This window comes from Mesorhizobium sp. WSM4312 (genome assembly GCF_002294875.1).
Classification (GTDB): Bacteria; Pseudomonadota; Alphaproteobacteria; order Rhizobiales; family Rhizobiaceae; genus Mesorhizobium.
The window spans coordinates 61,331-84,614 of sequence record NZ_NSFU01000003.1 but is presented as its reverse complement, the minus strand read 5'-3'; the positions used below and the strand labels follow the sequence as shown (position 1 = coordinate 84,614).

The 23,284-nt window shown below is 64.9% G+C and carries 17 protein-coding genes; 10 read left to right on the top strand and 7 right to left on the bottom strand.

Going from position 1 to position 23,284, the window contains the following annotated elements; genetic code table 11:
• Positions 1-87: 87 nt before the first annotated feature.
• The 4 genes from dut (at position 88) to CK228_RS05655 (ending at position 3,035) form a co-directional block, all read left to right on the top strand.
• On the top strand, positions 88-573 hold the full coding sequence (gene dut, locus CK228_RS05670) for a dUTP diphosphatase (RefSeq protein ID WP_095787188.1): 486 nt from the start codon (positions 88-90) through the stop codon (positions 571-573).
• Positions 573-1,232, top strand: a complete 660-nt coding sequence (locus CK228_RS05665) for an HAD family phosphatase (RefSeq protein WP_179295825.1) — start codon at positions 573-575, stop codon at positions 1,230-1,232. Before dut ends, CK228_RS05665 begins: the two co-directional genes overlap by 1 nt.
• Positions 1,233-1,303: 71 nt before the next feature.
• Positions 1,304-2,158 (top strand): hypothetical protein, encoded by an 855-nt coding sequence (locus tag CK228_RS05660; protein ID WP_095787186.1) that lies wholly within the window; start codon positions 1,304-1,306, stop codon positions 2,156-2,158.
• 73 nt (positions 2,159-2,231) lie between these two features.
• On the top strand, positions 2,232-3,035 hold the full coding sequence (locus CK228_RS05655; protein WP_095771694.1) for an oxaloacetate decarboxylase: 804 nt from the start codon (positions 2,232-2,234) through the stop codon (positions 3,033-3,035).
• A 27-nt stretch (positions 3,036-3,062) separates the two neighbouring features.
• Here the strand turns inward: CK228_RS05655 and CK228_RS05650 are convergent, their stop codons facing one another.
• The gene (locus CK228_RS05650; protein ID WP_095787185.1) at positions 3,063-3,761 is read right to left on the bottom strand and encodes a sulfate transporter family protein; all 699 of its coding nucleotides are present in this window, start codon (positions 3,759-3,761) and stop codon (positions 3,063-3,065) included.
• Between the two features lie 88 nt (positions 3,762-3,849).
• Positions 3,850-4,752, bottom strand: a complete 903-nt coding sequence (locus tag CK228_RS05645; RefSeq protein ID WP_095787329.1) for an EamA family transporter — start codon at positions 4,750-4,752, stop codon at positions 3,850-3,852.
• Positions 4,753-4,998: 246 nt separating this feature from the next.
• Here CK228_RS05645 and CK228_RS05640 point away from each other — a divergent pair, with 246 nt between their 5' ends.
• A complete protein-coding gene (locus tag CK228_RS05640; protein WP_095771691.1) occupies positions 4,999-5,991 on the top strand; it encodes an adenosine kinase in 993 nt (330 codons plus the stop codon).
• Positions 5,992-6,222: 231 nt separating this feature from the next.
• Complete coding sequence (locus tag CK228_RS05635) at positions 6,223-6,915, top strand: antitoxin Xre/MbcA/ParS toxin-binding domain-containing protein (protein ID WP_095787184.1); 693 nt, start codon at positions 6,223-6,225, stop codon at positions 6,913-6,915.
• A 53-nt stretch (positions 6,916-6,968) separates the two neighbouring features.
• On the opposite strand, the gene CK228_RS05630 is transcribed toward CK228_RS05635, so the two are convergent.
• Positions 6,969-8,054: a sensor domain-containing diguanylate cyclase gene (locus CK228_RS05630; protein ID WP_095787183.1), complete on the bottom strand. Its 1,086-nt coding sequence runs from the start codon at positions 8,052-8,054 to the stop codon at positions 6,969-6,971.
• A gap of 176 nt (positions 8,055-8,230) precedes the next feature.
• Positions 8,231-10,510 carry an NADP-dependent malic enzyme gene (locus tag CK228_RS05625; RefSeq protein WP_095771688.1) on the bottom strand — a complete coding sequence of 760 codons (2,280 nt, stop codon included), beginning with the start codon at positions 10,508-10,510 and terminating at the stop codon, positions 8,231-8,233.
• Positions 10,511-10,725: 215 nt separating this feature from the next.
• On the opposite strand from CK228_RS05625, the gene mutS reads away from it, so the two are divergent.
• A complete protein-coding gene (gene mutS, locus CK228_RS05620) occupies positions 10,726-13,455 on the top strand; it encodes a DNA mismatch repair protein MutS (RefSeq protein WP_095787182.1) in 2,730 nt (909 codons plus the stop codon).
• Here the strand turns inward: mutS and CK228_RS05615 are convergent, their stop codons facing one another.
• The 3 genes from CK228_RS05615 to CK228_RS05605 all read right to left on the bottom strand — a co-directional run bounded on the left by CK228_RS05615 (position 13,456) and on the right by CK228_RS05605 (position 17,362).
• Positions 13,456-14,301 carry an aldo/keto reductase gene (locus CK228_RS05615; RefSeq protein WP_095787181.1) on the bottom strand — a complete coding sequence of 282 codons (846 nt, stop codon included), beginning with the start codon at positions 14,299-14,301 and terminating at the stop codon, positions 13,456-13,458.
• A 90-nt stretch (positions 14,302-14,391) separates the two neighbouring features.
• Positions 14,392-14,784 carry a DUF305 domain-containing protein gene (locus tag CK228_RS05610; protein WP_095787180.1) on the bottom strand — a complete coding sequence of 131 codons (393 nt, stop codon included), beginning with the start codon at positions 14,782-14,784 and terminating at the stop codon, positions 14,392-14,394.
• Between the two features lie 58 nt (positions 14,785-14,842).
• The gene (locus CK228_RS05605; RefSeq protein WP_095787179.1) at positions 14,843-17,362 is read right to left on the bottom strand and encodes a heavy metal translocating P-type ATPase; all 2,520 of its coding nucleotides are present in this window, start codon (positions 17,360-17,362) and stop codon (positions 14,843-14,845) included.
• Positions 17,363-17,780: 418 nt separating this feature from the next.
• On the opposite strand from CK228_RS05605, the gene CK228_RS05600 reads away from it, so the two are divergent.
• The 3 genes from CK228_RS05600 to murJ all read left to right on the top strand — a co-directional run bounded on the left by CK228_RS05600 (position 17,781) and on the right by murJ (position 23,201).
• The gene (locus CK228_RS05600) at positions 17,781-18,578 is read left to right on the top strand and encodes a glycosyltransferase family 25 protein (RefSeq protein ID WP_095787178.1); all 798 of its coding nucleotides are present in this window, start codon (positions 17,781-17,783) and stop codon (positions 18,576-18,578) included.
• A 90-nt stretch (positions 18,579-18,668) separates the two neighbouring features.
• A complete protein-coding gene (locus tag CK228_RS05595) occupies positions 18,669-21,470 on the top strand; it encodes a [protein-PII] uridylyltransferase (protein ID WP_095787177.1) in 2,802 nt (933 codons plus the stop codon).
• 150 nt (positions 21,471-21,620) lie between these two features.
• A complete protein-coding gene (gene murJ / locus CK228_RS05590; RefSeq protein WP_095771681.1) occupies positions 21,621-23,201 on the top strand; it encodes a murein biosynthesis integral membrane protein MurJ in 1,581 nt (526 codons plus the stop codon).
• Positions 23,202-23,284: the final 83 nt, after the last annotated feature.

Sequence of the window (23,284 nt, the reverse complement as noted above, 5' to 3'; positions counted from 1 at the left end):
AGGCCATAGTGATGCCTGAAAGAAAGCCGTTGATAGCGGCGTGGGCGAATTGACCGAATCGGCAATCGCGCCGATAGGATCGATTTTATGCGCGCTGCCCTCCAAAACTCCTCCGTCATCGGTCCGACCGTCGGCTTCGTCAGATTGCCGCATGCTGAAGGACTTCCCCTCCCCGCCTACGAAAGCGCCGGCGCGGCCGGCATGGATCTTCGCGCGGCGGTACCCGACGACCGGCCGCTGCTGATCCTGCCTGGCAAACGCGCCTTGGTGCCGACCGGACTGATCCTGGAAATCCCCGAAGGCATGGAAGGCCAGGTGCGGCCGCGCTCCGGTCTCGCTTTCAAGCATGGCCTCACCGTCCTCAATTCACCGGGCACGGTCGACAGCGACTATCGCGGCGAGTTGAAGGTGCTTTTGATCAATCTCGGCGACGAGGATTTTGCCGTGACGCGCGGCATGCGCATCGCCCAGATCGTTTTCGCCGCGGTGACGCAGGTGGCCGTCGAAGAGCGTTCGCTGGCCGGCGGCACGGCGCGTGGTTCGGGTGGGTTCGGATCGACCGGCACCGCCTGATGCAAATACCAAAGCTGGTCATCTTCGACTGTGACGGCATTCTCGTCGACACGGAAAATCTCGCCAATCGGCGCCTCGCCGAATGGTTGACGGCCGCCGGCTATCCGACAAGCTTCGAATATTGCCGCAGGAATTTCTCCGGCCGCAGCATGGCCTCGGTGCAGAAGGAGATCGAAGAGCGGACCGAGGTTCGTCTCGGCGCCGATTTCGTCGATCGCTGGAACGCCGGCCTGCCGGACCTGTTCTCCCATGGCGTCGAAGCGATCCCCTACGTGCGGGAGTTCATCGAGGCGGTCCGCGCGGCCGGCATCCCCTATTGCGTCGCCACCTCGGCCCGGATTTCGAAGATGCACATCACGCTCGGCCAGACCGGGCTGTTGCCGCTGTTCGAACATGCGATGTTTTCCTCGACCATGGTCGGGCGCGGCAAGCCGTTCCCCGACCTGTTCCTGCATGCGGCCAAGACCTTGGGCTTCGCGCCGGCCGACTGCATCGTCATCGAGGACAGCGTCGCCGGCACGCAGGCCGGCATCGCCGCCGGCATGCGGGTGTTTTCCTATCATGGCGATCCCTATTCCGATCGCGACGGCCTGATCGAGGCCGGCGGCATCCTGTTCGACGACATGCGCGAACTGGCTGGTCTTGTGCCGATCCACTGATCCGGGTCCAGCACGGCTGCGCGATGCTGGAACCCGTGCTAGCGTGAGTGGCCTGATCTTGGGGGGCGCTCATGCCAACGAACCTTTTCCGCTTCATCCTCGCCGTGATGCTGCTGCCGTTCCTGTGGTCCGCGGCCGGCGCGCAAGCCGTCAGCTTCCCGGATCTCGGCAGCTCGCTGCCCGGCCGCAGCGATGTTACCTATCTCGACCTGGCCAGAATGGTCATTCCGAGCCTCGCCGCGGACGGAGACGGTTTCTACAAGGGCGGATTGCCGATCGAGATGCGCCACATCGAGGGACCGGATAGCGGCGGTTCGCCGCCCGAGACATCCAGCTTCCCCAACGCCGCCGTGCTTCTGATCAAGGCCGGCGGCAAGGACCGGATGGCCATGCTGTTCGACCTCGGCGATTCTCCCGACAGCGCCGAGGGCTATGCGGTGCTGGCGCTCTACGACGTCACGGCCAAGCCGAAACTGCTCGATGCGGCCAATGTCGCGGTCGACCGCAGCACTTATTTCCGCGAGCCGAACAAGCTTTCGATCGGCGCCGGCGACGACATGCTCATCACCATGAGCACGCATTTCAATTCGAGCCAGGGCTATGTGATCACCCCGCTGATCATGGTCCGCGACGACAAATTCGAGCTGATCGACATGATCTACACGTTCGACGAAAGGCTCTGCGCCTACAGCCGCAAGCAGGATGTGGCCTTCCAGACCATCGCCGACGGCCAGCCCTATGCCGCCGTCAAGGCGACGGTCACCGACAGCACCGTGCCAAGCGATGAAAGCTGCGATGACGCGCCGCCCGAAGCGTCGTCGCACGACATTTCCGTCACCTATCATTGGGACAAGAAGACGTCGCGCTACGTCAAGGATTCCGACGCATTCGAGAAATTGGCAGCAGAGAACGAGAAACGCTTCTGAACCAAGCGCATTTATTTGCCCGGCCGAAGACGGCGCGATAGCATCCGCCCGACACTTCTGATGGGGAGCATTCATGGACAAGGGCAAGATCTTTCGCGACCTGCATGCCTCGACCTTCGTCATGCCCAATCCCTGGGATCCTGGCACGACCAAGCTGCTCGGATCCTTCGGCTTCAAGGCGCTGGCGACGACCAGCGCCGGCTTTGCCTTTTCGCGCGGCCTGCCGGACGGCGCGGTGACCTTCGAGCAGATGATCCATCACTGCCGCGAGGTGACGGCGGCGACCGACCTGCCGGTCTCGGCCGATCTCGAGAAGGGCAAGGGCGACAGCGCCGAGCGGGCCGCCGAAACCATCTTCGCGGCGGAAGCGGCCGGCCTTGCCGGCTGCTCGATCGAGGACCACACCGGCGATCCCGACAGGCCGATCTATGATTTCTCCCACGCGGTCGAGCGCGTCGCGGCGGCGGTGGAGGCGGCTCGGGCCTTGAAACGCGATTTCGTCTTCACGGCGCGGGCCGAGAATTTTCTGTGGGGCAAGCCCGATCTCGACGACACCATCAAGCGGCTGCAGGCCTTCGAGAAGGCCGGCGCCGATGTGCTCTATGCGCCTGGGATCGGCGATGTCGAGATGGTGAAAACGTTGTGTTCGGCGGTCAGCAAGCCGGTCAACGTCATGGCGAAACCGGGCTTCACCATCGCCGATCTCTCAAAGGCTGGCGTGAAGCGCATTTCGCTCGGGCCCTGGCTGACCAATTTCGCCTATGGCATGCTGGAGACGGCGACGCGCGAAATCCAGCAGGACGGCACGTTCGGCTTCACCCGCGCCGCCATGCCGTTCGGCAAATTGCAGGCGCTGTTCGGCAAATCCGCCGATTAAACGGCGGCCGTCATATGGCGACCACGGTCAGCGGCGGCTTTCCCGTGCCGAGACCGCCTTGTGCAGATGCACCATCATGGCGGCGGCGAAGAGCGGCGTCAGCAAATTGAGCAGCGGCACGGCAAGGAAGGCCGCTATGACCAGCCCGGCGAGAAACACCGTGCCGGCATACTGCCGGCGCAGGGCCCTGGCTTCGTCCTCAGGGCGAAAGCGCATCGCGGCGAATTCGAAGAATTCGCGGCCGAGCAGATAGCCGTTGACGATGAAGAAGGCGGCGATGTTGATACCGGGCACCAGCAGGAGCATGAGCGCCACGATGTTGCCGAGGATGACGACGCCAAGGAATTTTATCGCCAGCACCAGCGAGCGCAATGCCGGCATGGCGTGCCCGACGGGGTCGCGGGGATAGTCGGTGCGCTCGACCACTTCGGCGACATCGTCGAGGAACAGGCCGGCGATCACCGCCGTGACCGGGGCGACGAGCAAGGCCATGCCGAAGGCAAGGGCGATGGCCGCGATGATGCCGCCAAGCCAGCCGGCCCAGGACGGCATGCCCGGCAGCAATGTCTGGAGCCATGGCAAAGCCAGCCACTCGACAAGACTGGTCAGGCCAAACCACAAGGCTACCAGCGCCAGCACGGTCAGGCCGAGCGTCTTGATGAACACGGCACGAAACGGCGGCGAGAGCAGCTCGAGGACCGCGATGCGGGCAGCGTCGAAAATCACCGTGCTTCAACCCCCGGGTCAGCGGACACCGCCGACAGGCGGGACGCTTCCGAGATAGGCAGCGCGGGCCGCGAGCACAAGCATATCGCTATCGGGCGAACGCCGGCTTTCCAACCGGGATGGTCATGGCCGCGACGCCGGCCACGACAAAAGCCATGCCCAGCCATGCCGTCGGCCCCAGGCTTTCGCCGAGGAAGACGGCGCCGATGCCGACGCCGATCGGCACGCGCAGATAGGCCTGCGACGTGGTGCCGACCGAACCCAGCGTGTGGATGAGGCGGAAATAGATGACGAAGGCAAGCGCGGTCGAAAACACCGATAGGCCGAGCAGGGCCAGGATCGACGCCGTCGATGGCGCGAGCGCCCAGGGCTGGTCGACCACCAGGCTGAGCGGCACCAGCATGGCCGAGCCGCACAGCATCGAGCCTGCCGCCGGCAGCATCGGATCGAGACCCTTGAAGCCGCGGCCGAAGATGGCGGCACCGGCATAGCAGATCGTTGCCGCGACGATGGCGACCTGCGCCCACAGCTCGTGGCCGATGCCACCCAGCGCCTCGGTGCCGACGATGAGGCATATTCCGGCTATGCCGGCGCCGACACCGATCAACTTGCGCACCGTGACCGGCTCATGGCGGGTGATCAGAGCGGTGAGCAGGAAGGTGAAGATCGGCGAGGTGGCGTTGAGAATGGTGGCGAGGCCGGCATCGACCGAGCGCTCGGCCGCGGCGATCAGCGTGAACGGTATAACGCTGTTGAGGCAGGCCTGGAAGGCGAAGCGGCGCCAGGTGGCTCCATCGCGTGGCATGGCAAGTCCGCGCCAGCGGATGATGGCGAACAGGATGCCGCCGGCGATCAAGGTGCGCGCGGCGATGAAGGTGACGGGCGGGATGGTCTCGACGCCGATCTTGATGAAGGTGTAGGAGGCGCCCCACAGCACAGCCAGCACGCCGAGCAAGGCCAGGTCGGTGGTCGTGTCGCTCTTTGCAGACATGGGGACTGGCTCGCCTTTGATGGTGATCGGCAGAGCCAGCTTGTAAGCGACGGCCAGACGAAATGCTTCGTCCACGGTCGAATTGTCGTAGCGCCTGGCGTGCCGCGCTCCAGGGTTCGTTGCAATGCAGGTCAGGCCGGCAGCACCTCAATAGCAACACACCCTAGGCAAAGCCGCCGCGAATCGCTAAACCCGCGCCCGGCCAGCGTGGCAAGAAGCCGGCTCGGGTTTTTGGCGGAGACATTGATGCCGGATTATGACGTGCTTTGCATCGGCAATGCCATTGTCGACATCATCGCCCAGTGCGAGGAGGCATTCCTCGAAACCAACGGCATCATCAAGGGCGCGATGAACCTCATCGACACCCACCGCGCCGAACTGCTGTACAGCCGGATGGGTCCGGCGATCGAAGCCTCTGGCGGCAGCGCCGGCAACACGGCGGCCGGTGTTGCCTCCTTCGGCGGACGCGCCGCCTTCTTTGGCAAGGTCTCCAACGATGCGCTGGGCGGAATCTACGCGCACGACATCCGCGCGCAGGGCGTCGCCTTCGACACCAAGCCGCTCCAGGGCGAGCCGCCGACGGCACGCTCGATGATCTTCGTCACACCCGACGGCGAACGCTCGATGAACACCTATCTCGGCGCCTGCGTCGAGCTTGGGCCTGAGGATGTCGAGGCCGACAAGGCCTCTGCGGCCAAGGTCACCTATTTCGAAGGCTATCTGTGGGACCCGCCGCGCGCCAAGGAGGCGATCCGGCAGACGGCCCGGCTGGCGCACGCCGCAGGCCGCGAAGTCTCCATGACGCTGTCGGATTCGTTCTGCGTCGACCGCTACCGCGACGAATTCCTCGAGCTGATGCGGTCGGGCACGGTCGACATCGTCTTTGCCAACAGTCACGAGATCAAGTCGCTCTACCAGACATCGTCCTTCGACGAGGCGCTGGCCAAGATCCGCAAGGACTGCGGAATAGCCGCCGTCACGCGGTCGGAAAAAGGCTCGGTCATCGTGCGCGGCGACGAGACCGTGGTGATCCAGGCGACGGCGATCCGGGAACTAGTCGACACGACGGGCGCCGGCGACCTCTACGCCGCCGGTTTCCTGCACGGCTATACGCAAGGCCGCGACCTCAAGACCTGCGGCGACCTTGGCTCACTGGCGGCCGGTCTTGTGATCCAGCAGATCGGCCCAAGGCCGAGGCAGAACCTGCGCCGCGAGGCGGAACTGGCTGGGTTGCTGTAGCAGCCGCTTCTCACCGTCGCGCAGTTGTCACATACCGCTCCTAGACGAAATCGAGAGCGTCCCGTGACTGACATTTCGGGGCGCCCGCAGTCAGATGGGATGTTGAAAAGATGCAAGACAGCAAGCTGTCGGGCGGCGTGACCCGTCGCCGCCATGATTTCCGTTTTCCGCAGTAGAAATTCAGCAATCGGCCTCGGCTGAGGGAGGAGCGCGCGGCCGGAAGACATGTGCATGAGCAGATTTCAGACAACCGGTCTTGGACAGGACGACTTCGCGGAGATGGTCGCGGAGGACGTCGAACGCGCGCTTGCCCATTATGACGAGGCCATAAACCAGTCCACCGTGGTCTCGGTCGGCAAGATCGCCGGCAGCATAGCATCCGCCGTCACCTTGCTGTCGCCGAAGCACCAGCGCGCCATCGACGCCATCCATGCCGACCTTCCCGGCCTTGCCTCGAAATTCGTGCGCGCTCTGGCGGCGGAAGCCGCGCGCCGCAACGAGGCCGGCTCCACCGATATGCCGACGGCTTTGCCGGCCGATGAAACGCTTGCCGCGCCGCCACGGTCCGACGACCTGGAATCGATGCTGATCGAGGACTGGGCCGGCCGTGTCGCCGGCTCGACCTATCTGGAAGAGAATCTGCGCATCGCCCGCTCGACCCTGCACCGCTGGCAAAGGCGCGGCGATGTCATCGCCTTGCGCAAGGGCGGCCGCAAGCACGTTTTTCCGCTGGCGCAATTTGTCGACGGCAGGCCGGTCGCGGGCATAAGCGACGTGCAGTCGCTGATCGGCAATGCGAGGCTCGCCTGGCTGTGGCTGACGCGCCCGGCGGCACAACTCGACGGCCGCATTCCGATCGACCTGCTGCGGCAGGACCAGATCGAGGACGTCGTCGAAGCGGCACGGGCGTTCGCGCCGGGCTGAAGCCGGCGCGGTCATCCCTTGGATTTTGGAGTCGGCACAGTTCTTGGCGATAACTAGGCCGTCTTGCGAAGGCGAGGCCTGGACGACGGCTGTTGCGGCGCCATTTCGCTGGCGGTGACCAGCCGATTTCGGCCGCTCTTCTTGCCGATGTACATCAGCCGGTCGGCGAGCGCGATCAGCGCTTCGGAGTCGCCAGCTTCCGCCGGATACATGGCCACGCCGACGGTGCAGCCGACCTGGATGGCGCCATTGGGCGTGGGAACCTTGATCCGCAACCTTTCCAGGATGCGTTCGGCGACGCGCACGGCCTTCTGCCGTGCCAGCTCGGTGTCGGCCGAGAAAAGGAAGGCGAACTCGTCGCCGCCGAGCCGGGCGACGAAATCGGCGCTGCGCAGGATCGAGCGAAGCTGGCTCGACACGCGCTGCAGCAGCGCATCGCCGGCCTCGTGGCCAAGCGTGTCATTGACTTCCTTGAACCGGTCGAGATCGATGAACAGCAACCCGGCCGCCTCGCCGGTGGCGCCGCAGCGGGTGACGACCGATCTGATCTCGTTGTGGAAGGCACGCCGGTTGGGCAGGTCGGTCAAGGCATCGTGGTTGGCCGAATGGTCGCTCTGCTGCTTCGCCACCTCGATCTCGCGCTTTTGCGCCGAGAGTTCCTCGTTGGCGATCTTCAGATCCAGGACCAACTGGGCGTTCAGGTCCTCGACGACCTTGCGGTCGCTGATGTCGACGACGAAGCCCTCCAGAAATTCGAGTTCGCCGGCTTTGTCCCAGACACCGCCGCCGATCTCGCGGACCCAGAGCGGTTCGCCGGCCCTCGGCACAATGCGATAGTCGACGTTCCAATTGCGGCGCGCCTCGAGCGCGGCGTCGACGGCGGCATAGACCGACGGGAGGTCATCCGGGTGGATGGCCGAGACGTAGTCGCGCACCGCATTGTGGATGAAATCGCTCGGCCGATAACCGCTGACGGTGAAGATGCCGTCGCTGATATAGAGCATGGTGTAGGACGCGTCGTTGCGGCAGCGATAGAGATAACCGTCCATGCGGCCGGTGATGCTGAGCAAGGCGTCCAGCCGCTCGTCGTGGTGGACCACTGGGCCGACCGTGGATACGGAAACTCCGTCATGCTTCATGGCCGCACCCCCATTTAGCGGTCTGAGCGCGCCGTGGATGCCGTTACGGCATGTCGGCAAGAGCTTCCCTATATCAGCTGAATCTTATCAATCTGTTATGGGGAGCCGGCGGCGTTTCGAGCCGCCGGGTTCGAAGAGCCAGATCGTTAGCTTCCGCCTTCCACGCGGACTGCCCCTCAAGTCCCCGCCGTATAGGCCGCGATCGCGGCCATGTTGACGATGTCCGAATCCTTGGCATTCAGCGAGACGATCTGCACCGGTTTGTTCAGGCCGACCAGTAGCGGGCCGATTACTGTCGAGCCGCCGAGTTCCTGCAACATCTTGGTGGAGATCGAGGCCGAGTGGAAGGCCGGCATGATTAGCACATTGGCCGGGCCGGTGAGGCGGATGAACGGGTATTGCGCCATCGCCCGGGCATTCAGCGCGACATCGGCGGCCATTTCGCCGTCATATTCGAAATCGACGCGGCGCTTGTCGAGGATGCGCACGGCCTCCTGGACACGCTCGGACCGCTCTCCTTGCGGGTGGCCGAAGGTGGAATAGGCGAGCATGGCGAGCCTCGGCTCATAGCCCATGCGGCGGGCGAAGCCTGCCGCCTCCTCGGCGATGTCGGCGATCTGCTCGGCATTGGGCATGTCGTGCACGGCGGTGTCGGCAACGAGGACGGTTTTACCTCGCGCCAGCACGATCGAGACGCCGATGACGCGGTGGCCGGGCTTGGCGTCGATGACGCGGCGGATGTCGTCGAGCGCGGTGGAATAGTTACGGGTGACGCCGGTGACGATGCCGTCGGCGTCGCCCAGCGCCACCATACAGGCGGCGAAATGGTTGCGGTCGTTGTTGATCAGCCGCTGGCAATCGCGGAACAGGAAACCTTTGCGCTGCATGCGCTCGTAGAGATAGTCGGTGTAGATGCCGTTGCGGCGCGACAGCCTTGCATTGATGATCTCGATGCCTTGCTTGTTGAGGTCGATGCCGGCGTGCTTGGCGTTTTCCTTGATGACATCGTCGCGGCCAAGCAGGATGGCGGTGCCGAGGCGCTGGTTCACATAGGAGACGGCGGCGCGCATCACCTGCTCCTCCTCGCCCTCGGCGAAGACGATGCGCTTGGGCTGGCGGCGCACGCGGTCGTAGATGCGCTGCAGGGTAGAGGCGATCGGGTCGCGGCGAGCCGACAGTTCCTGCGCATAGCGGTCGAGATCGAGGATCGGCTTGCGGGCGACGCCCGACTCCATCGCCGCCTTGGCCACCGCTAGCGGAATGGCCGAGATCAGCCGCGGGTCGAACGGCACCGGAATGATGTAGTTGGGGCCGAATCTCGGCCGGTTGCCCTGATAGGCGGCGGCGACGTCGTCGGGCACGTCCTGGCGCGCCAGCTCGGCGAGCGCGCGGGCCGCGGCGATCTTCATGTCGTCATTGATGGTGGTGGCCCGCACATCCAGCGCGCCGCGGAAGATGTAGGGGAAGCCGAGCACGTTGTTGACCTGGTTCGGATAGTCCGAACGGCCCGTCGCCATGATGGCGTCGGTGCGGATCTCGGCCACTTCCTCCGGGGTGATTTCCGGGTCGGGGTTGGCCATGGCGAAGATGATCGGGTTCTTGCCCATCGACTGCACCATGGCGGTGGTCAGCGCCCCCTTGGCCGAGAGGCCGAGGAAGACGTCGGCGCCGTCGAGCGCCTCGGCAAGGCTGCGTGCCTCGGTCTTGACCGCATGCGCCGATTTCCACTGGTTCATGCCTTCGGTGCGGCCCTGGAAGACCACGCCCTTGGTGTCGCACAGGATGATGTTTTCGGGCGCGAAGCCCATCGCTTTCATCAGCTCGATGCAGGCGATGCCGGCGGCACCCGCACCGTTGCAGACCATCTTCGTGGTCTTCATGTCGCGGCCGGTGATCTCCAGCGCGTTGATCAGCCCGGCGGACGAGATGATGGCGGTGCCGTGCTGGTCGTCGTGGAAGACCGGGATGTCCATCAGTTCGCGCAGGCGCTGCTCGATGATGAAGCATTCCGGCGCCTTGATGTCTTCCAGGTTGATGCCGCCGAAGGAGGGTCCGAGGAAGCGCACGCAGTTGATGAACTCGTCGGCATCCTCGGTGTCGACCTCGAGATCGATGGAATCGACATCGGCGAAGCGCTTGAACAGCACCGCCTTGCCTTCCATCACCGGCTTGGAGGCCAGCGCGCCGAGATTGCCGAGGCCAAGGATGGCGGTGCCGTTGGAGATGACGGCCACCATGTTGCCGCGCGTCGTGTAGTCGAAGGCGCGGCTGGGGTCCTCGGCGATGGCGCGTACCGGCACGGCGACGCCCGGCGAATAGGCGAGGCTCAGATCGCGCTGCGTCGTCATCGGCTTGGTGGCGACGATCTCCAGCTTGCCGGGCCGGCCCATCGCGTGAAATTCGAGCGCTTCCTGCGCGCTGACGGACGGACCGTTGTTCTCGGTTTTCCTGGCCATGATGCTTTTCGATTTCCTCGCCGGTGCAGCACCTCCTTGAAGCGGGTGCTTTGTTTCGGTCCGAATTAAGACCACGCGCCGCCGCGTGTAAACCGCCAGCGCGCGGGAATCGCAGGCCGACGGGCAATTGCCTGCAAACCATCGCCTCGGTCTTCCCCTGCTTTTCGAAGCCCCGGCATTAAACCCGGCCACCACATCTGCTAGCGTGCCGCGCAATGAACATGCACATAGCCAATGAGCCCGACGCCCCCGAGGTGATGACGCCGCCCCAGCCCGGCACGGCCGCCGTCACGCCGATGATGGAGCAGTTCATCGAGATCAAGGCGGCGAACCCGGATTCGCTCTTGTTCTACCGCATGGGCGATTTCTACGAGCTGTTCTTCGACGACGCCGAAAAGGCGAGCCGGGCGCTGGGCATCGTCCTGACCAAGCGCGGCAAGCACCAGGGCCACGATATCCCGATGTGCGGCGTGCCGGTGCATGCGGCCGACGACTATCTGCAGAAGCTGATCGGCCAGGGATTCCGCGTCGCCGTCTGCGAGCAGATCGAAGATCCGGCCGAAGCGAAGAAGCGCGGCTCCAAATCGGTGGTGCGCCGCGACGTGGTGCGGCTGGTGACGCCGGGCACCATCACCGAGGACAAATTGCTGGCGCCGTCGGAATCGAGCTTCCTGATGGCGCTGGGGCGGGTGAAGGGCGGCAGCGACCATGCCTTCGCAATTGCCTGGATCGACATCTCGACCGGCGCCTTCCGCGTTGCCGAGACCACCGCCGACCGGCTGCTGGCCGACATCTTCCGCGTCGATCCGCGCGAGCTGATCGTCGCCGAGCCGGTGTTCCATGATCCCGAGCTGAGGCCGGTGTTCGACGTGCTCGGCCGCGTCGCCAACCCGCAGCCGCCATCGCTGTTTGATTCGGCCTCGGCCACCGGGCGCATCGCCCGCTTCTTCGAGGTGGCGACGCCGGACAGCTTTGGTACGTTTTCGCGCGCCGAACTGTCGGCGATCTCCGGCGCCATCGCCTATGTCGAGAAGACGCAGAAAGCCGAGCGCCCGCCTTTGTCGCGGCCCGAGCGCGAGGAGCAGGGCTCGACCCTGTTCATCGATCCGGCGACGCGCGGCAATCTCGAGCTCTTACGCACGCTGTCGGGCAGTCGCGAGGGCTCGCTGTTCAAGGCGATCGACCGCACGGTGACCGGCGGCGGCGCAAGGCTGCTCGCCGACCGGCTGATGGCGCCGCTGACCGACCCGGCGGCGATCGGCGCGCGCCTGGATTCGGTGTCGTTCTTCCGCTCCGAAACCCGGCTTTGCCAGGTGGTGCGGACGAGCCTGAAAAGCGTCGCCGACATGCCGCGCGCGCTGTCGCGGCTGGCGCTCAACCGCGGCGGCCCGCGCGACCTCGGCGCGTTGCGCGCCGGTTTCGAGGCGGCCGGCGCCATCGTCGAAATCTTCGCCGCGACCGCCCTGCCCCAGGAATTGGCGGAGGCGATGGCCGCCATCCAGGCGCTGCCTCAGGCGCTTGCCCAGCATCTGACGCAGGCGCTCAGCGAGGAATTGCCGCTGCTCAAGCGCGACGGCGGCTTCCTGCGCGGCGGCTATCACGCGGAACTCGACGAGATGCGGGCGCTGCGCGACGAATCGCGAAAAGTGATCGCCGGCCTGGAGCGCTCGCTGATCGAGGAGACCGGCATCCGTTCGCTGAAAATCCGGCACAACAACGTGCTGGGTTACTACATCGAGGTGACCGCCAACCACCACGCGGTCATGACCGGCAGCGATGGCGCCAAGGCGCGCTTCATCCACCGCCAGACCATGGCCAATGCCATGCGCTTCACCACGACGGAGCTTGCCGAACTCGAGACCAAGATCGCCAACGCGGCAGACCGGGCGCTCAGCATCGAACTGGCAGCGTTCGATGCGCTGGCGGCGCAAGCCGTCGGCGAGGCGGAAAAGATCCGTGCCGGCGCCGATGCGCTGGCAGCGATCGATGTCTCGGCGGCACTTGCGTTGCTTTCGGAAAGCGAAGCCTGGTGCCGGCCGGTGGTGGATTCGAGCCTTGCCTTCGAGATATCAGGTGGCCGTCATCCGGTCGTCGAGCAGGCCTTGCGCCGTTCGGGCGAGGGACCGTTCGTCGCCAATGATTGCGACCTGTCGCCGGAAGGGAACGCCAAGAACGGCGCGATCTGGCTGCTGACCGGCCCCAACATGGGCGGTAAATCGACGTTTCTGCGGCAAAACGCGCTGATCGCCATCCTGGCCCAGACCGGCTCCTTCGTGCCGGCGGCATCGGCCCATATCGGCGTCGTCGACCGGCTGTTCTCGCGCGTCGGCGCTTCGGACGATCTGGCGCGCGGCCGCTCGACCTTCATGGTCGAGATGGTCGAGACGGCGGCGATCCTCAACCAGGCCGGCGAACGAGCGCTGGTGATCCTCGACGAGATCGGCCGCGGCACCGCCACCTTCGACGGCCTGTCGATCGCATGGGCGGCAGTGGAATACCTGCATGAGAAGAACCGCTGCCGGGCGATCTTCGCCACCCATTTCCACGAAATGACCTCGCTGGCCGGCAAGCTGGCGCGGCTCCACAACGTCACCATGCGGGTCAAGGAATGGGAAGGCGACGTCGTCTTCCTGCACGAGGTCGGCAAGGGTGCCGCCGACCGCTCCTACGGCGTCCAGGTGGCACGGCTCGCCGGCCTGCCGGAAGCGGTGGTCGACCGGGCCAAGCAGGTGCTGCACCAGCTGGAGGAAGGCGAGGTTTCCGGCAAGACCAACCGGCTGGTCGACGACCTGCCGCTGTTTTCCGTGGCGGTGAAGCGGGAGGCGCCGAAGCCGGTGAAGAGCGACGCGCTCGGCGCCGCCCTCGGCGACATCAATCCGGACGAGATGACCCCAAGGGAAGCGCTGGAAGCGCTTTACCGGCTGAAGGGACTGGCGGGGAAGTAGTCAGATCATCTCCAGGCCGCGCCTGCGTGTTGGCGGCGGAAAGGCGCGGTCGAGGTCGGCGAGATCCTCGCCCGTAAGCTCGATGTGGAGCGCCGCGAAATTCTGGCGGACGTGCTCCTGGCTGCTGGCCTTCGGAATAGCGATGACGCCCTCCTGATGCATCACCCAGGCCAGGGCGATTTGTGCCGCGGTCGCATTGCGGCGGGCGGCGACGGCATCGAGCCTGGCATTGCGCGCCAGCGCGCCCTGCTCGACCGGCGAATAGGCCATCAGGGGAATGCCGCGCCTGCGGCTCCAGGGCGCCAGATCGAATTCGGGGCCGCGCCGGACCAGATTGTAAAGCACCTGGTTGGTCTGGACGTTGCCGCCATCGGGCAAGCCGGCCAAGTCCTCCATGTCCTCGGTGTCGAAATTGCTGACGCCCCAATGGCGGATCTTGCCGGCCTTCTTCAAGGCCTCGAAGGCCTCGACCGTCTCGGCCAAAGGCACACTGCCCGGCCAATGCAGGAGGTAGAGATCGATGCGGTCGGTGCGCAGGCGCTTGAGGCTGTTCTCGCAGGCGCGCTGCACGCCCGCGCGCGATGCGTTCGACGGCAGAACCTTCGAGACCACGAAGACCTCGGCGCGGCGCCCGGCAATGGCTTGCGCCACCACTTCCTCGGCGCCGCCGCTGGCATACATTTCGGCGGTGTCGATCAGCGTGAGGCCAAGGTCGAGGCCGAGTTTGAGAGCGTCGACCTCATCGGCACGGCGGCGCGAATCCTCACCCATCTTCCACGTGCCCTGGCCGAGCACCTGAACGGCTTCGCCAGAGGGCAACGTGGTGGTTCTGATGGTCGATGGCATGGCAGGCTCCGTTCGAGGCTAAATCGCATCACAGGGCGGGCGAGAAAATCCAGAGGCGTTTCTCGCCCAAATCTCACCGTCGCGAAAGGCTTACTTGACCGGATGCGCGGCGAGCCAGTCCTGCATCTGCTTGATCTCGGCTTCCTGCGCGGCGATGACGCCTTCGGCGAGCTTGCGGATTTCCGGGTCCTTGCCGTTGGCAAGCTCGACCTTGGCCATGTCGATGGCGCCCTGATGGTGAGGGATCATGCCGCGGACGAAATCGACATCGGCATTGCCGGTGTATTGCGACGCCATCATGTCGGCATGCATCTTGTCCATCGCCGCCTTGTAGCCTTCGGTCGAAGGGCCGGTGGTGCCCATCGACATCCCAGCCATGTCGTGTTTCATCTCTTCGCTCTGCGCCGGAACGCTTTCGAGGAAGACGGCGATCAGCATTCCGGCCGCCATCAGCAAAAGCACGAGTTTCTTGGCCAAGGTCATTCATGGTCTCCTGTTGCTTTGGTTCGGTATCTGGGGGTTTCGTATTTGGGGGTTTGGATCAGAGTTTCAACGTCCGCAGCCGCAATGCGTTGGCAATGACCGAGACGGAGGACAGGCTCATCGCCGCCGCCGCCAGCATCGGCGACAAGAGCATGCCGGTGATCGGATAGAGCACGCCCGCGGCGACCGGCACGCCAAGCACATTGTAGAGGAAGGCGAAGAACAGGTTCTGGCGGATGTTGCCGATCGTCGCCTGGGCCAAGGTGCGGGCGCGGACGATGCCGTTGAGGTCGCCCTTGACCAAGGTGATGCCGGCGCTTTCGACCGCGACATCGGCGCCGGTGCCCATGGCGATGCCGACATCGGCGCTGGCCAAGGCCGGCGCATCGTTGACGCCGTCGCCGGCCATGGCGACACCGGCGCCCCTGCCGCGCAGTTCCTCGACCAGGGCTGCCTTCTGTTCCGGCAACAGGCCGGCGCGAACCTCGTCGATGCCAAGGCTTTTGGCGATTGCGTTGGCCGTGCGCTCATTGTCGCCGGTCGCCATGATGATCCTGAGGCCGCTGTCATGCAGCGCCTTGATCGCCTCGGCGGTGGTCGCCTTGATGGGATCGGCGACGGCGACGATGCCGGCCAGTCTGCCGCCGACAGCGACGAACATCGCCGTCTTGCCGTCGCCCTGCAGCGCTTCTGCGCTGGCCGCAAGGAAAGAGACATCGACGCCGAGATCGCCCATCATCGCGGCATTGCCGAGCGCCATGGCCTTGCCCGACACCGTGCCGGAAACACCCTTGCCGGTAACCGCCTCGAAATCGCCGGCGTCGGTGACGGCCGCTCCGCGCGCCGCGGCGCCCTCGACGATGGCCTCGGCCAGCGGATGTTCCGAGCCCTTCTCCAGGCTCGCGGCGTGCCGCAGCAAATCGTCTTCGGAAAAGCCGTCTGCCGCGATGACATCCGTCAGTTTCGGCCTGCCCTCGGTCAGCGTGCCGGTCTTGTCGACGATCAGCGTGTCGACGGAGGCGAAGCGTTCGAGCGCGGCGGCTTCCTTGATCAGCACGCCTGCATGCGCCCCGCGCCCGGTGGCGGTCATGATCGACATCGGCGTGGCGAGGCCAAGCGCACAGGGACAGGCGATGATCAGCACCGAGACCGCCGAGACGATGGCGAAGATCAGGCTGGGCTCCGGACCGAAGACGGCCCAGGCGATGAAGGCCACGACGGCGACAAGGACGACGGCCGGGACAAAGTAGAAGGAAACGCGGTCGGCCAATCCCTGGATCGGCGCGCGCGAGCGCTGTGCCTTGGCGACGAGTTCGACAATGCGCGCCAGCGTGGTCTCGGCGCCGATCCGTTCGGCGCGCATGATCAGCGAACCCTGCCTGTTGAGCGTGCCGCCGGTGAGAGCATCGCCCTCGGCCTTTTCGACCGGCAGCGGCTCGCCCGTGATCATCGATTCGTCGATGGAGGAGCGGCCTTCGAGCACCGTGCCGTCGACCGGCACCGCATCACCGGGCCGGATGCGCAGGCGATCGCCAGCCTTGACGCTGTCCAGCGGCACATCGGTCTCGGAACCGTCTTCGGCCATACGCCGCGCGGTCTTCGGCGCCAGATCGAGCAAGGCGCGGATTGCCGAGCCGGTCTTTTCGCGGGCACGCAGTTCCAGCACCTGGCCGAGGAAAACCAGCGCGACAATGACGGCGGCGGCCTCGAAATAGACCGGCACAGCCCCGCCATGGCCGCGGAACTGATGCGGGAAGATGTCGGGAAACAGGGTGGCGACGACGCTGTAGAGGTAGGCCGCGCCGACGCCCAGCGAAATCAGCGTCCACATGTTGGGGCTGCGGTTGAGGACAGACTCCCAGCCACGGTGGAAGAAGGGAAAAGCGGCCCAGAGCACCACCGGGCTTGCCAGGAGCAATTCTATCCAGACCTTTGTGCGATCATCGACCCAGCTTTCGAACGACACACCAATCATCGGCGCCATCGCGACGATCAGAAGCGGGATCGACAGGACCGCGCTGACCCAGAACCGCCTGGTGAAATCGACCAGTTCGGGATTTGGCCCCTCATCGCCCGATGGCACGCCCATCGGCTCAAGCGCCATGCCGCAGATCGGGCAGGAGCCGGGCTTGTCGCGGACGATTTGGGGATGCATCGGGCAGGTATACTGCGTGCCCTTGGGCGCGGGCGGCGGTGCCGGCCTGTCGCCGAGATAGGTCTGCGGTGCCGCCTCGAATTTCGCCTTGCAGCCGGCGGAACAGAAATAGAAGCCCTGGCCTTCATGGCGCACGAAGTGCCTGGCTGTGGCACGGTCGACGCTCATGCCACAGACGGGGTCGGTGGCCGTGAGGTATTGTTCCGGCTCGGCCTGGAATTTCGAACGGCAGCGCTCGCTGCAGAAATGGTAGAGGCGGCCGCCATGCTCCGATGTCGGCTTGCCGGCGGCTGGATCCACGGTCATGCCGCAGACCGGATCGCGCAGAACGGCTGGCGCATCGGCACCGTTCGGCGCGCAACAGCTGCCGTGCGGGCCATGTGCGTGGTGATCGCCGCGGTGGTCATGGTCTGGGTGCGTCATGCCAAAATGCCTCTATGCCTCTGCCTGATTGCGGAGGTAGTGCTTCCAGTAACTGGAAGGTCAAGGGCTGTTCCGATTTTTTCGTTTCCAGCCCGGCATTGGCCGCTCGCCCCGTTACCGGCGGCTGCATCATGTCGAGGCAAATGGCACGCGACGTCCTCGACGCTACCGCACCGGCCTGCGCGTACCCGATGATCTCGTCTTCAATCCGGCGTTCCCGACATCGGGCGCAATCTCCCGGGAAATCAGGCTGGCCTTGAGAGCTTGGCTCTCTGTTGGCTCTCCCCTTGCGGCATGATATTCACGCCACAAAAGATCAACAAACCGTAGCGTCACCCGTGCTAGAAGGCTCCCGCGGTGATTGGCGGTTCGCGCCGGTTCCGTGGAAGCAAGGGTTTCGAAAAAATAACTCGTGAAAATGAAGCGTCTGGTCATCAACCTCGATCGATCTCCCGAGCGGCTTGCTCACATGTCGAGGGAATTCGCTCGCATCGGCATTGGGTTCGAGCGGGTCGCGGGGATCGATGGCAAGCAACATCCCGACCTGATGCTGCAGCCGCAGCATGCAATACACGCCACCCGGCCGCTCTCCGGCAGTGAAATCGCCTGCCTGCACAGTCATCGAGCCTGCTGGACGATCATTGCGCAGGACGAGGCCCCATACGGCGCCGTGTTCGAGGACGACATGGTGTTCTCCAGTAAGGCCGGGGCGTTGCTGGGCGATACGAGTTGGGTGCCGGCGGACGCCGATGTCGTGAAGCTGGAAACGTTCTTCTCCAGAACCGTGATCCAGAGGAAGAGGACCCCTGCCGGGCATGGTTTTTCCATGTTCCGGCTTCGCAAGGGCCATCCGGGGGCCGGCGGTTATCTGCTCTCGCGGCGAACGGCACGCGATTTTCTGGAGGCAACGGCGCAGGCCAACATTGCTGTCGATGATCTCATCTTCAACCCCATCATGTCGGCCGGCAAGACCATCTACCAACTTGTTCCGGCGCTCTGCGCACAGGATCAATTCGTCGACGGAAGGCTGGCAAGCCTGCTTGACCAGGAACGCGATGCCGCGCGGACCGCGAGCGGGCTTATGGCAAGGCAGAGGAAGCCGATGGCCGTGAGAATCAGCAGAGAGGCCGGGCGAACCGCACGGTGGATCGCCGATTTCTGCAGATTCCGGCAACGGATCATCGTTCCCCTCGATCCGGTCGAGGCATCGGACTAGGTCGCTTGCCGGGCCACCAGCAGGCCCCATACCCAGCGCCGCGAAAACACGCTATAGACGCCGCCCAAATGGCAAGGCCGACTGATACCTATGGCGAAAATCTCCTTGAAGCTCGACGAACTGATCGACGGCGAAGCCTTGCGCCGCGAGATGACCGCGCTGACGACGGCCACGGCGGGTGATGGTTCGGGACCCGCCGCCCGCGCCGGCGTGCTGCAGCTTCTCAAGGCCCGGCTCGCCGAAGGCCGAAGGATTGCCGAGGCCATGCTGAAGCAGGATGGCGGCGGCAATGCCTGCGCCGAGCGATTGTCGCATTTGATGGATGAGCTGATCCGGGCGCTTTACGATTTCGCCGCGACGCATGTGTACCGCGTGAAGAACCGTTCGTCGGCCGAACGCATGGCCGTCGTGGCGGTCGGCGGCTATGGCCGCGGCACACTGGCGCCGGGATCCGACATCGATCTTCTGTTCCTCTTGCCCTACAAGCAAACGCCATGGGGCGAGCAGACCGTCGAATACATGCTCTACATGCTGTGGGATCTCGGCTTGAAGGTCGGCCACGCCACCCGCAACATCGATGAGTGCCTGCGGCTGTCGCGCACCGACATCACCATCCGCACCTCGATCCTCGAAGCGCGCTTCCTGTGGGGCGAACGCAAGCTCTATGACGAACTGATGGTGCGCTTCGACCACGAGGTGGTGCGCACGACCGGCCCCGAATATGTCCAGGCCAAGCTTGCCGAACGCGACGATCGCCATGCCAAGGCCGGCGAAAGCCGCTATCTGGTCGAGCCCAACGTCAAGGATGGCAAGGGCGGCCTGCGCGACCTGCAGACGCTGTTCTGGATCGGCAAGTATTTCTACCGCGTGCGCACCGGCGAGGAACTGGTCGAAAAGGGCGTCTTCACCGAGGCCGAGTACCGCGAGTTCCAGAAGGCCGAGGACTTCCTGTGGGCAGTGCGCTGCCACATGCATTTCCTCACCGGCAAGGCGGAGGAGCGGCTGCATTTCGACATCCAGCGCGAGATCGCCGAGCGGCTCGGCTACACCACCCATCCCGGCCTGTCGGCGGTCGAGCGCTTCATGAAGCACTATTTCCTCGTCGCCAAGGATGTCGGCGACCTGACCCGCATCTTCTGCGCGGCGCTCGAGGAGGAACAAGCCAAGCACGTTCCCGGCTTCAACCGCATCTTCCTCACCTTCCAGCGCCGCAAGCGCAAGCTTGCCGGCACTTCCGATTTCATTGTCGACAACCACCGCATCAACATCGCCGACGACCAGGTGTTCGAGCGCGATCCGGTCAACCTGCTCAGGCTGTTCTGGTTCGCCGACAAGCACGGGCTGGAATTCCATCCCGATGCGCTGAAACTGCTCACCCGCTCGCTCGGCCTGGTCAACAAATCGCTGCGGCGCGACGAAGAGGCCAACCGGCTGTTCCTCGACATATTGACCTCGGACCGCAATGCCGAACTCAATCTGCGGCGCATGAACGAGGCCGGGCTGCTCGGCAGGCTGATCCCCGATTTCGGCAAGATCGTCGCCATGATGCAGTTCTCAATGTACCACCACTACACCGTCGACGAGCACCTGATCCGCTGCATCGGCGTGCTGGCCGAGATCGAGCGCGGCGATGGCGAAAAGGTGCATCCGCTGTCGCATTCGCTGATGCCCGGCCTCAAGAAGAGCCGCGAGGCGCTTTATGTCGCCGTCTTGCTGCACGACATCGCCAAGGGCAGGCCGGAAGATCATTCCGAGGCCGGCGCCCGCATCGCACGGCGCATCTGCCCGCATATGGGGATGTCGGTGGCGGACACGGAAACCGTCGCCTGGCTGGTCGAGAACCACCTCGTCATGTCGATGACGGCGCAGACCCGCGACCTCAACGACCGCAAGACCATCGAGGATTTCGCCTCGATCGTGCAGTCGGTCGAGCGGCTGAAGCTGCTGTTGGTCCTCACCATCTGCGACATCAGGGGTGTCGGGCCGGGTGTGTGGAACGGCTGGAAGGGCCAGTTGCTGCGCACGCTCTATTACGAGACAGAACTGCTGCTGACCGGCGGTTTTTCGGAAGTGTCGCGCGCCAAGCGCACGGCGGCGGCGCGCGAACGCCTGGCCGAGGCGCTCGCCGACTGGTCCAACAAGGACCGCAAGCGCTATGTCGGGCTGCATTACGAGAACTACCTGCTGACCGTCGACCTGCCGGATCAGCTGCGCCACGCCGAATTCGTCCGCGAGGCCGACGCCGCCGGCAAGAAGCTCGCCACCATGGTCAAGACCCACCAGTTCGAGGCGGTGACCGAAATCACCGTGCTGGCGCAGGACCATCCCCGTCTCCTCTCGGTCATTGCCGGGGCATGCGTCGGCGCCGGCGGCAATATCGTCGACGCGCAGATCTTCACCACCGCCGACGGCCGCGCGCTCGACACCATCCTGATTTCGAGGGAATTCGACCGTGACGAGGACGAACGCCGGCGCGCCGAGCGTGTCGGCCGGCTGATCGAGGACGTGCTGTCGGGCAAGAGCTGGCTGCCGGAGATGATCGAGAAGCGCACCAAGCCAAAGCGCGGCGCCAAGGTGTTCAAGATCCCGCCACGCGCCGAAATCCGCAATACGCTCTCGAACCGGTTTTCGGTCATCGAGGTCGAGGGGCTCGACCGCCCGGGCCTGCTGTCGGAGATCACCGGCACGCTGTCCGACCTGTCGCTCGACATCGCATCGGCACACATCACCACTTTCGGCGAAAAGGTCATCGACACCTTCTATGTCACGGACCTCACCGGCCAGAAGATCGACAGCCCGACCCGCATCGCCACCATCCGCAACCGGCTGACGACAACGCTCGAAGGCATCTCGCCCGAACGCGGCGGCAAGGCCAAGGCGGCCGCCGAGTGACTGCCATCCCCACCTTGTCCCACGCTCCAGGGCTGTTCATTGTTTCATGGAAACGGCGAACCGCTCCAGCTTTTTGTTCCAACGCAATTCCCGAGGCAAAGCGCGACGCGCTTTTTCCGGGAAAACCGCTCTAAGGCAGTCTTCGAACGCATGAGCCTCGTCAAGAAATTCGCTACCGTCGCTTCCGGCACGCTGATGAGCCGCGCGCTCGGTTTCGGCCGCGAGATGCTGATGGCGGCAGCGCTCGGCACCGGACCGGTGGCCGACGCCTTCAACGCGGCGTTCCAATTCCCCAACACCTTTCGCCGGCTGTTCGCGGAAGGCGCCTTCAACGCCGCCTTCGTACCGCTGTTTGCCAAGGAGATCGAGACGCACGGCACCGACGGCGCCAAACGTTTTTCCGAGGAAGTGTTCGGCGTGCTGTTCTCGGCACTGCTGGCGCTGACCATCGCCATGGAACTGGCGATGCCGCTGCTCGTGCGCTACCTGGTGGCGCCTGGCTTTGCCGACACGCCGGGCAAGTTCGAGACGACCGTCCTGCTGGCGACGATCATGTTCCCCTATCTCATCTGCATGTCGCTGGCGGCCATGATGGCCGGCATGCTGAATTCGCTGCGCCGCTATTTCGCGGCGGCGATCGCGCCCGCCTTCCTCAACATCATCCTGATCAGCGTGCTTGGCTATGCCTGGTACCGCGGGCTGGACGCGCATGCCGTAGGCTTCAGCCTGTCCTGGGGCGTGCTGGCTGCGGGGCTTGTGCAGCTCGCCATCGTGTGGGTGGCGGTGCGCAATGCCGGCATCTCGATCGGCTTCCGCCGGCCGAAGATGACGCCGAACGTCAAGCGCCTGCTGATCCTGGCCCTGCCGGCGGCGATCACCGGCGGCATCACCCAGATCAACCAGCTGATCGGCACGGCGATCGCGTCGGCGCAGGACAGTGCGGTGTCCTCACTCGCCTATGCCGACCGCGTCTACCAGCTGCCGCTCGGTGTCGTCGGCGTGGCGGTGGCGATCGTGCTGTTGCCGGAACTGTCGCGGGCGCTGAAATCGGGCAATCTCATCGAGGCGGCCAATCTGCAGAACCGCTCCGTCGAATTCACCCTGTTCATGACGCTGCCGGCGGCGGCGGCGCTCTGGGTGATGTCGGAGCCGATCGTGCGGCTGGTCTATGAGCGCGGCGCGTTCGCCGCCAACCATTCGACGCCGACCGTGGCGGCGATCCTGGCGATCTTCGGCCTTGGCCTGCCGGCCTTCGTGCTGATCAAGGCCTTCACCCCGGGCTATTTCGCCCGCGAGGACACGCGCACGCCGATGATCTTCGCCGCCATCTCGGTGGCGGTGAACGTCGCCACCGCGCTGACGCTGTTTCCCAGGATGGGCGCACCCGGCATTGCGGTGGCCTCGGCCGTGGCCGGCTGGGTCAACGCGCTGATGCTGCTTGCGGTCTTGATCCGGCGCGGCCATTGGGGCCGCGACGTGCCGCTCCTGAAGCGCATTCCCCGACTGGTGCTGTCGGCGGCGGTGATGGCGGTGGCGCTGTATTTCGCCGAGCACTGGCTGGCCGCCAGGCTCGGTCCCGGCTCGCCGCTGGTCGTCAAGGCGACGACGCTGCTGGCGTTGGTGGCCGGCGGGGCGTTGCTCTACTTCGTCACCGCCTTTGCCACCGGCGGCGCTGATTTCGGCATGATCCGGAGAAATATCGGGCGTAAGGGATCGCCGCCTGTCGGCTGACGATCACCGGACTCTTGATACTGCCGCCGCGGATGCCGTGCGACCGCCTTGAACCCTGTGGATATGCGAGTGCTGAGGCGCCA

Excerpts from the sequence above, each read along its gene's own strand:
- CK228_RS05645 (WP_095787329.1), bottom strand. The coding sequence starts at position 4,752 with ATGTCTGCAAAGAGCGACACGACCACCGACCTGGCCTTGCTCGGCGTG.
- CK228_RS05630 (WP_095787183.1), bottom strand. The coding sequence starts at position 8,054 with ATGAAGCATGACGGAGTTTCCGTATCCACGGTCGGCCCAGTGGTCCAC.
- CK228_RS05615 (WP_095787181.1), bottom strand. The coding sequence starts at position 14,301 with ATGCCATCGACCATCAGAACCACCACGTTGCCCTCTGGCGAAGCCGTT.
- CK228_RS05605 (WP_095787179.1), bottom strand. The coding sequence starts at position 17,362 with ATGACGCACCCAGACCATGACCACCGCGGCGATCACCACGCACATGGC.
- CK228_RS05635 (WP_095787184.1), top strand. The coding sequence starts at position 6,223 with ATGAGCAGATTTCAGACAACCGGTCTTGGACAGGACGACTTCGCGGAG.
- CK228_RS05660 (WP_095787186.1), top strand. The coding sequence starts at position 1,304 with ATGCCAACGAACCTTTTCCGCTTCATCCTCGCCGTGATGCTGCTGCCG.
- CK228_RS05625 (WP_095771688.1), bottom strand. The coding sequence starts at position 10,510 with ATGGCCAGGAAAACCGAGAACAACGGTCCGTCCGTCAGCGCGCAGGAA.
- CK228_RS05595 (WP_095787177.1), top strand. The coding sequence starts at position 18,669 with ATGGCGAAAATCTCCTTGAAGCTCGACGAACTGATCGACGGCGAAGCC.
- CK228_RS05610 (WP_095787180.1), bottom strand. The coding sequence starts at position 14,784 with ATGACCTTGGCCAAGAAACTCGTGCTTTTGCTGATGGCGGCCGGAATG.
- CK228_RS05640 (WP_095771691.1), top strand. The coding sequence starts at position 4,999 with ATGCCGGATTATGACGTGCTTTGCATCGGCAATGCCATTGTCGACATC.
- murJ (WP_095771681.1), top strand. The coding sequence starts at position 21,621 with ATGAGCCTCGTCAAGAAATTCGCTACCGTCGCTTCCGGCACGCTGATG.
- CK228_RS05600 (WP_095787178.1), top strand. The coding sequence starts at position 17,781 with ATGAAGCGTCTGGTCATCAACCTCGATCGATCTCCCGAGCGGCTTGCT.
- CK228_RS05655 (WP_095771694.1), top strand. The coding sequence starts at position 2,232 with ATGGACAAGGGCAAGATCTTTCGCGACCTGCATGCCTCGACCTTCGTC.
- mutS (WP_095787182.1), top strand. The coding sequence starts at position 10,726 with ATGAACATGCACATAGCCAATGAGCCCGACGCCCCCGAGGTGATGACG.
- CK228_RS05665 (WP_179295825.1), top strand. The coding sequence starts at position 573 with ATGCAAATACCAAAGCTGGTCATCTTCGACTGTGACGGCATTCTCGTC.
- dut (WP_095787188.1), top strand. The coding sequence starts at position 88 with ATGCGCGCTGCCCTCCAAAACTCCTCCGTCATCGGTCCGACCGTCGGC.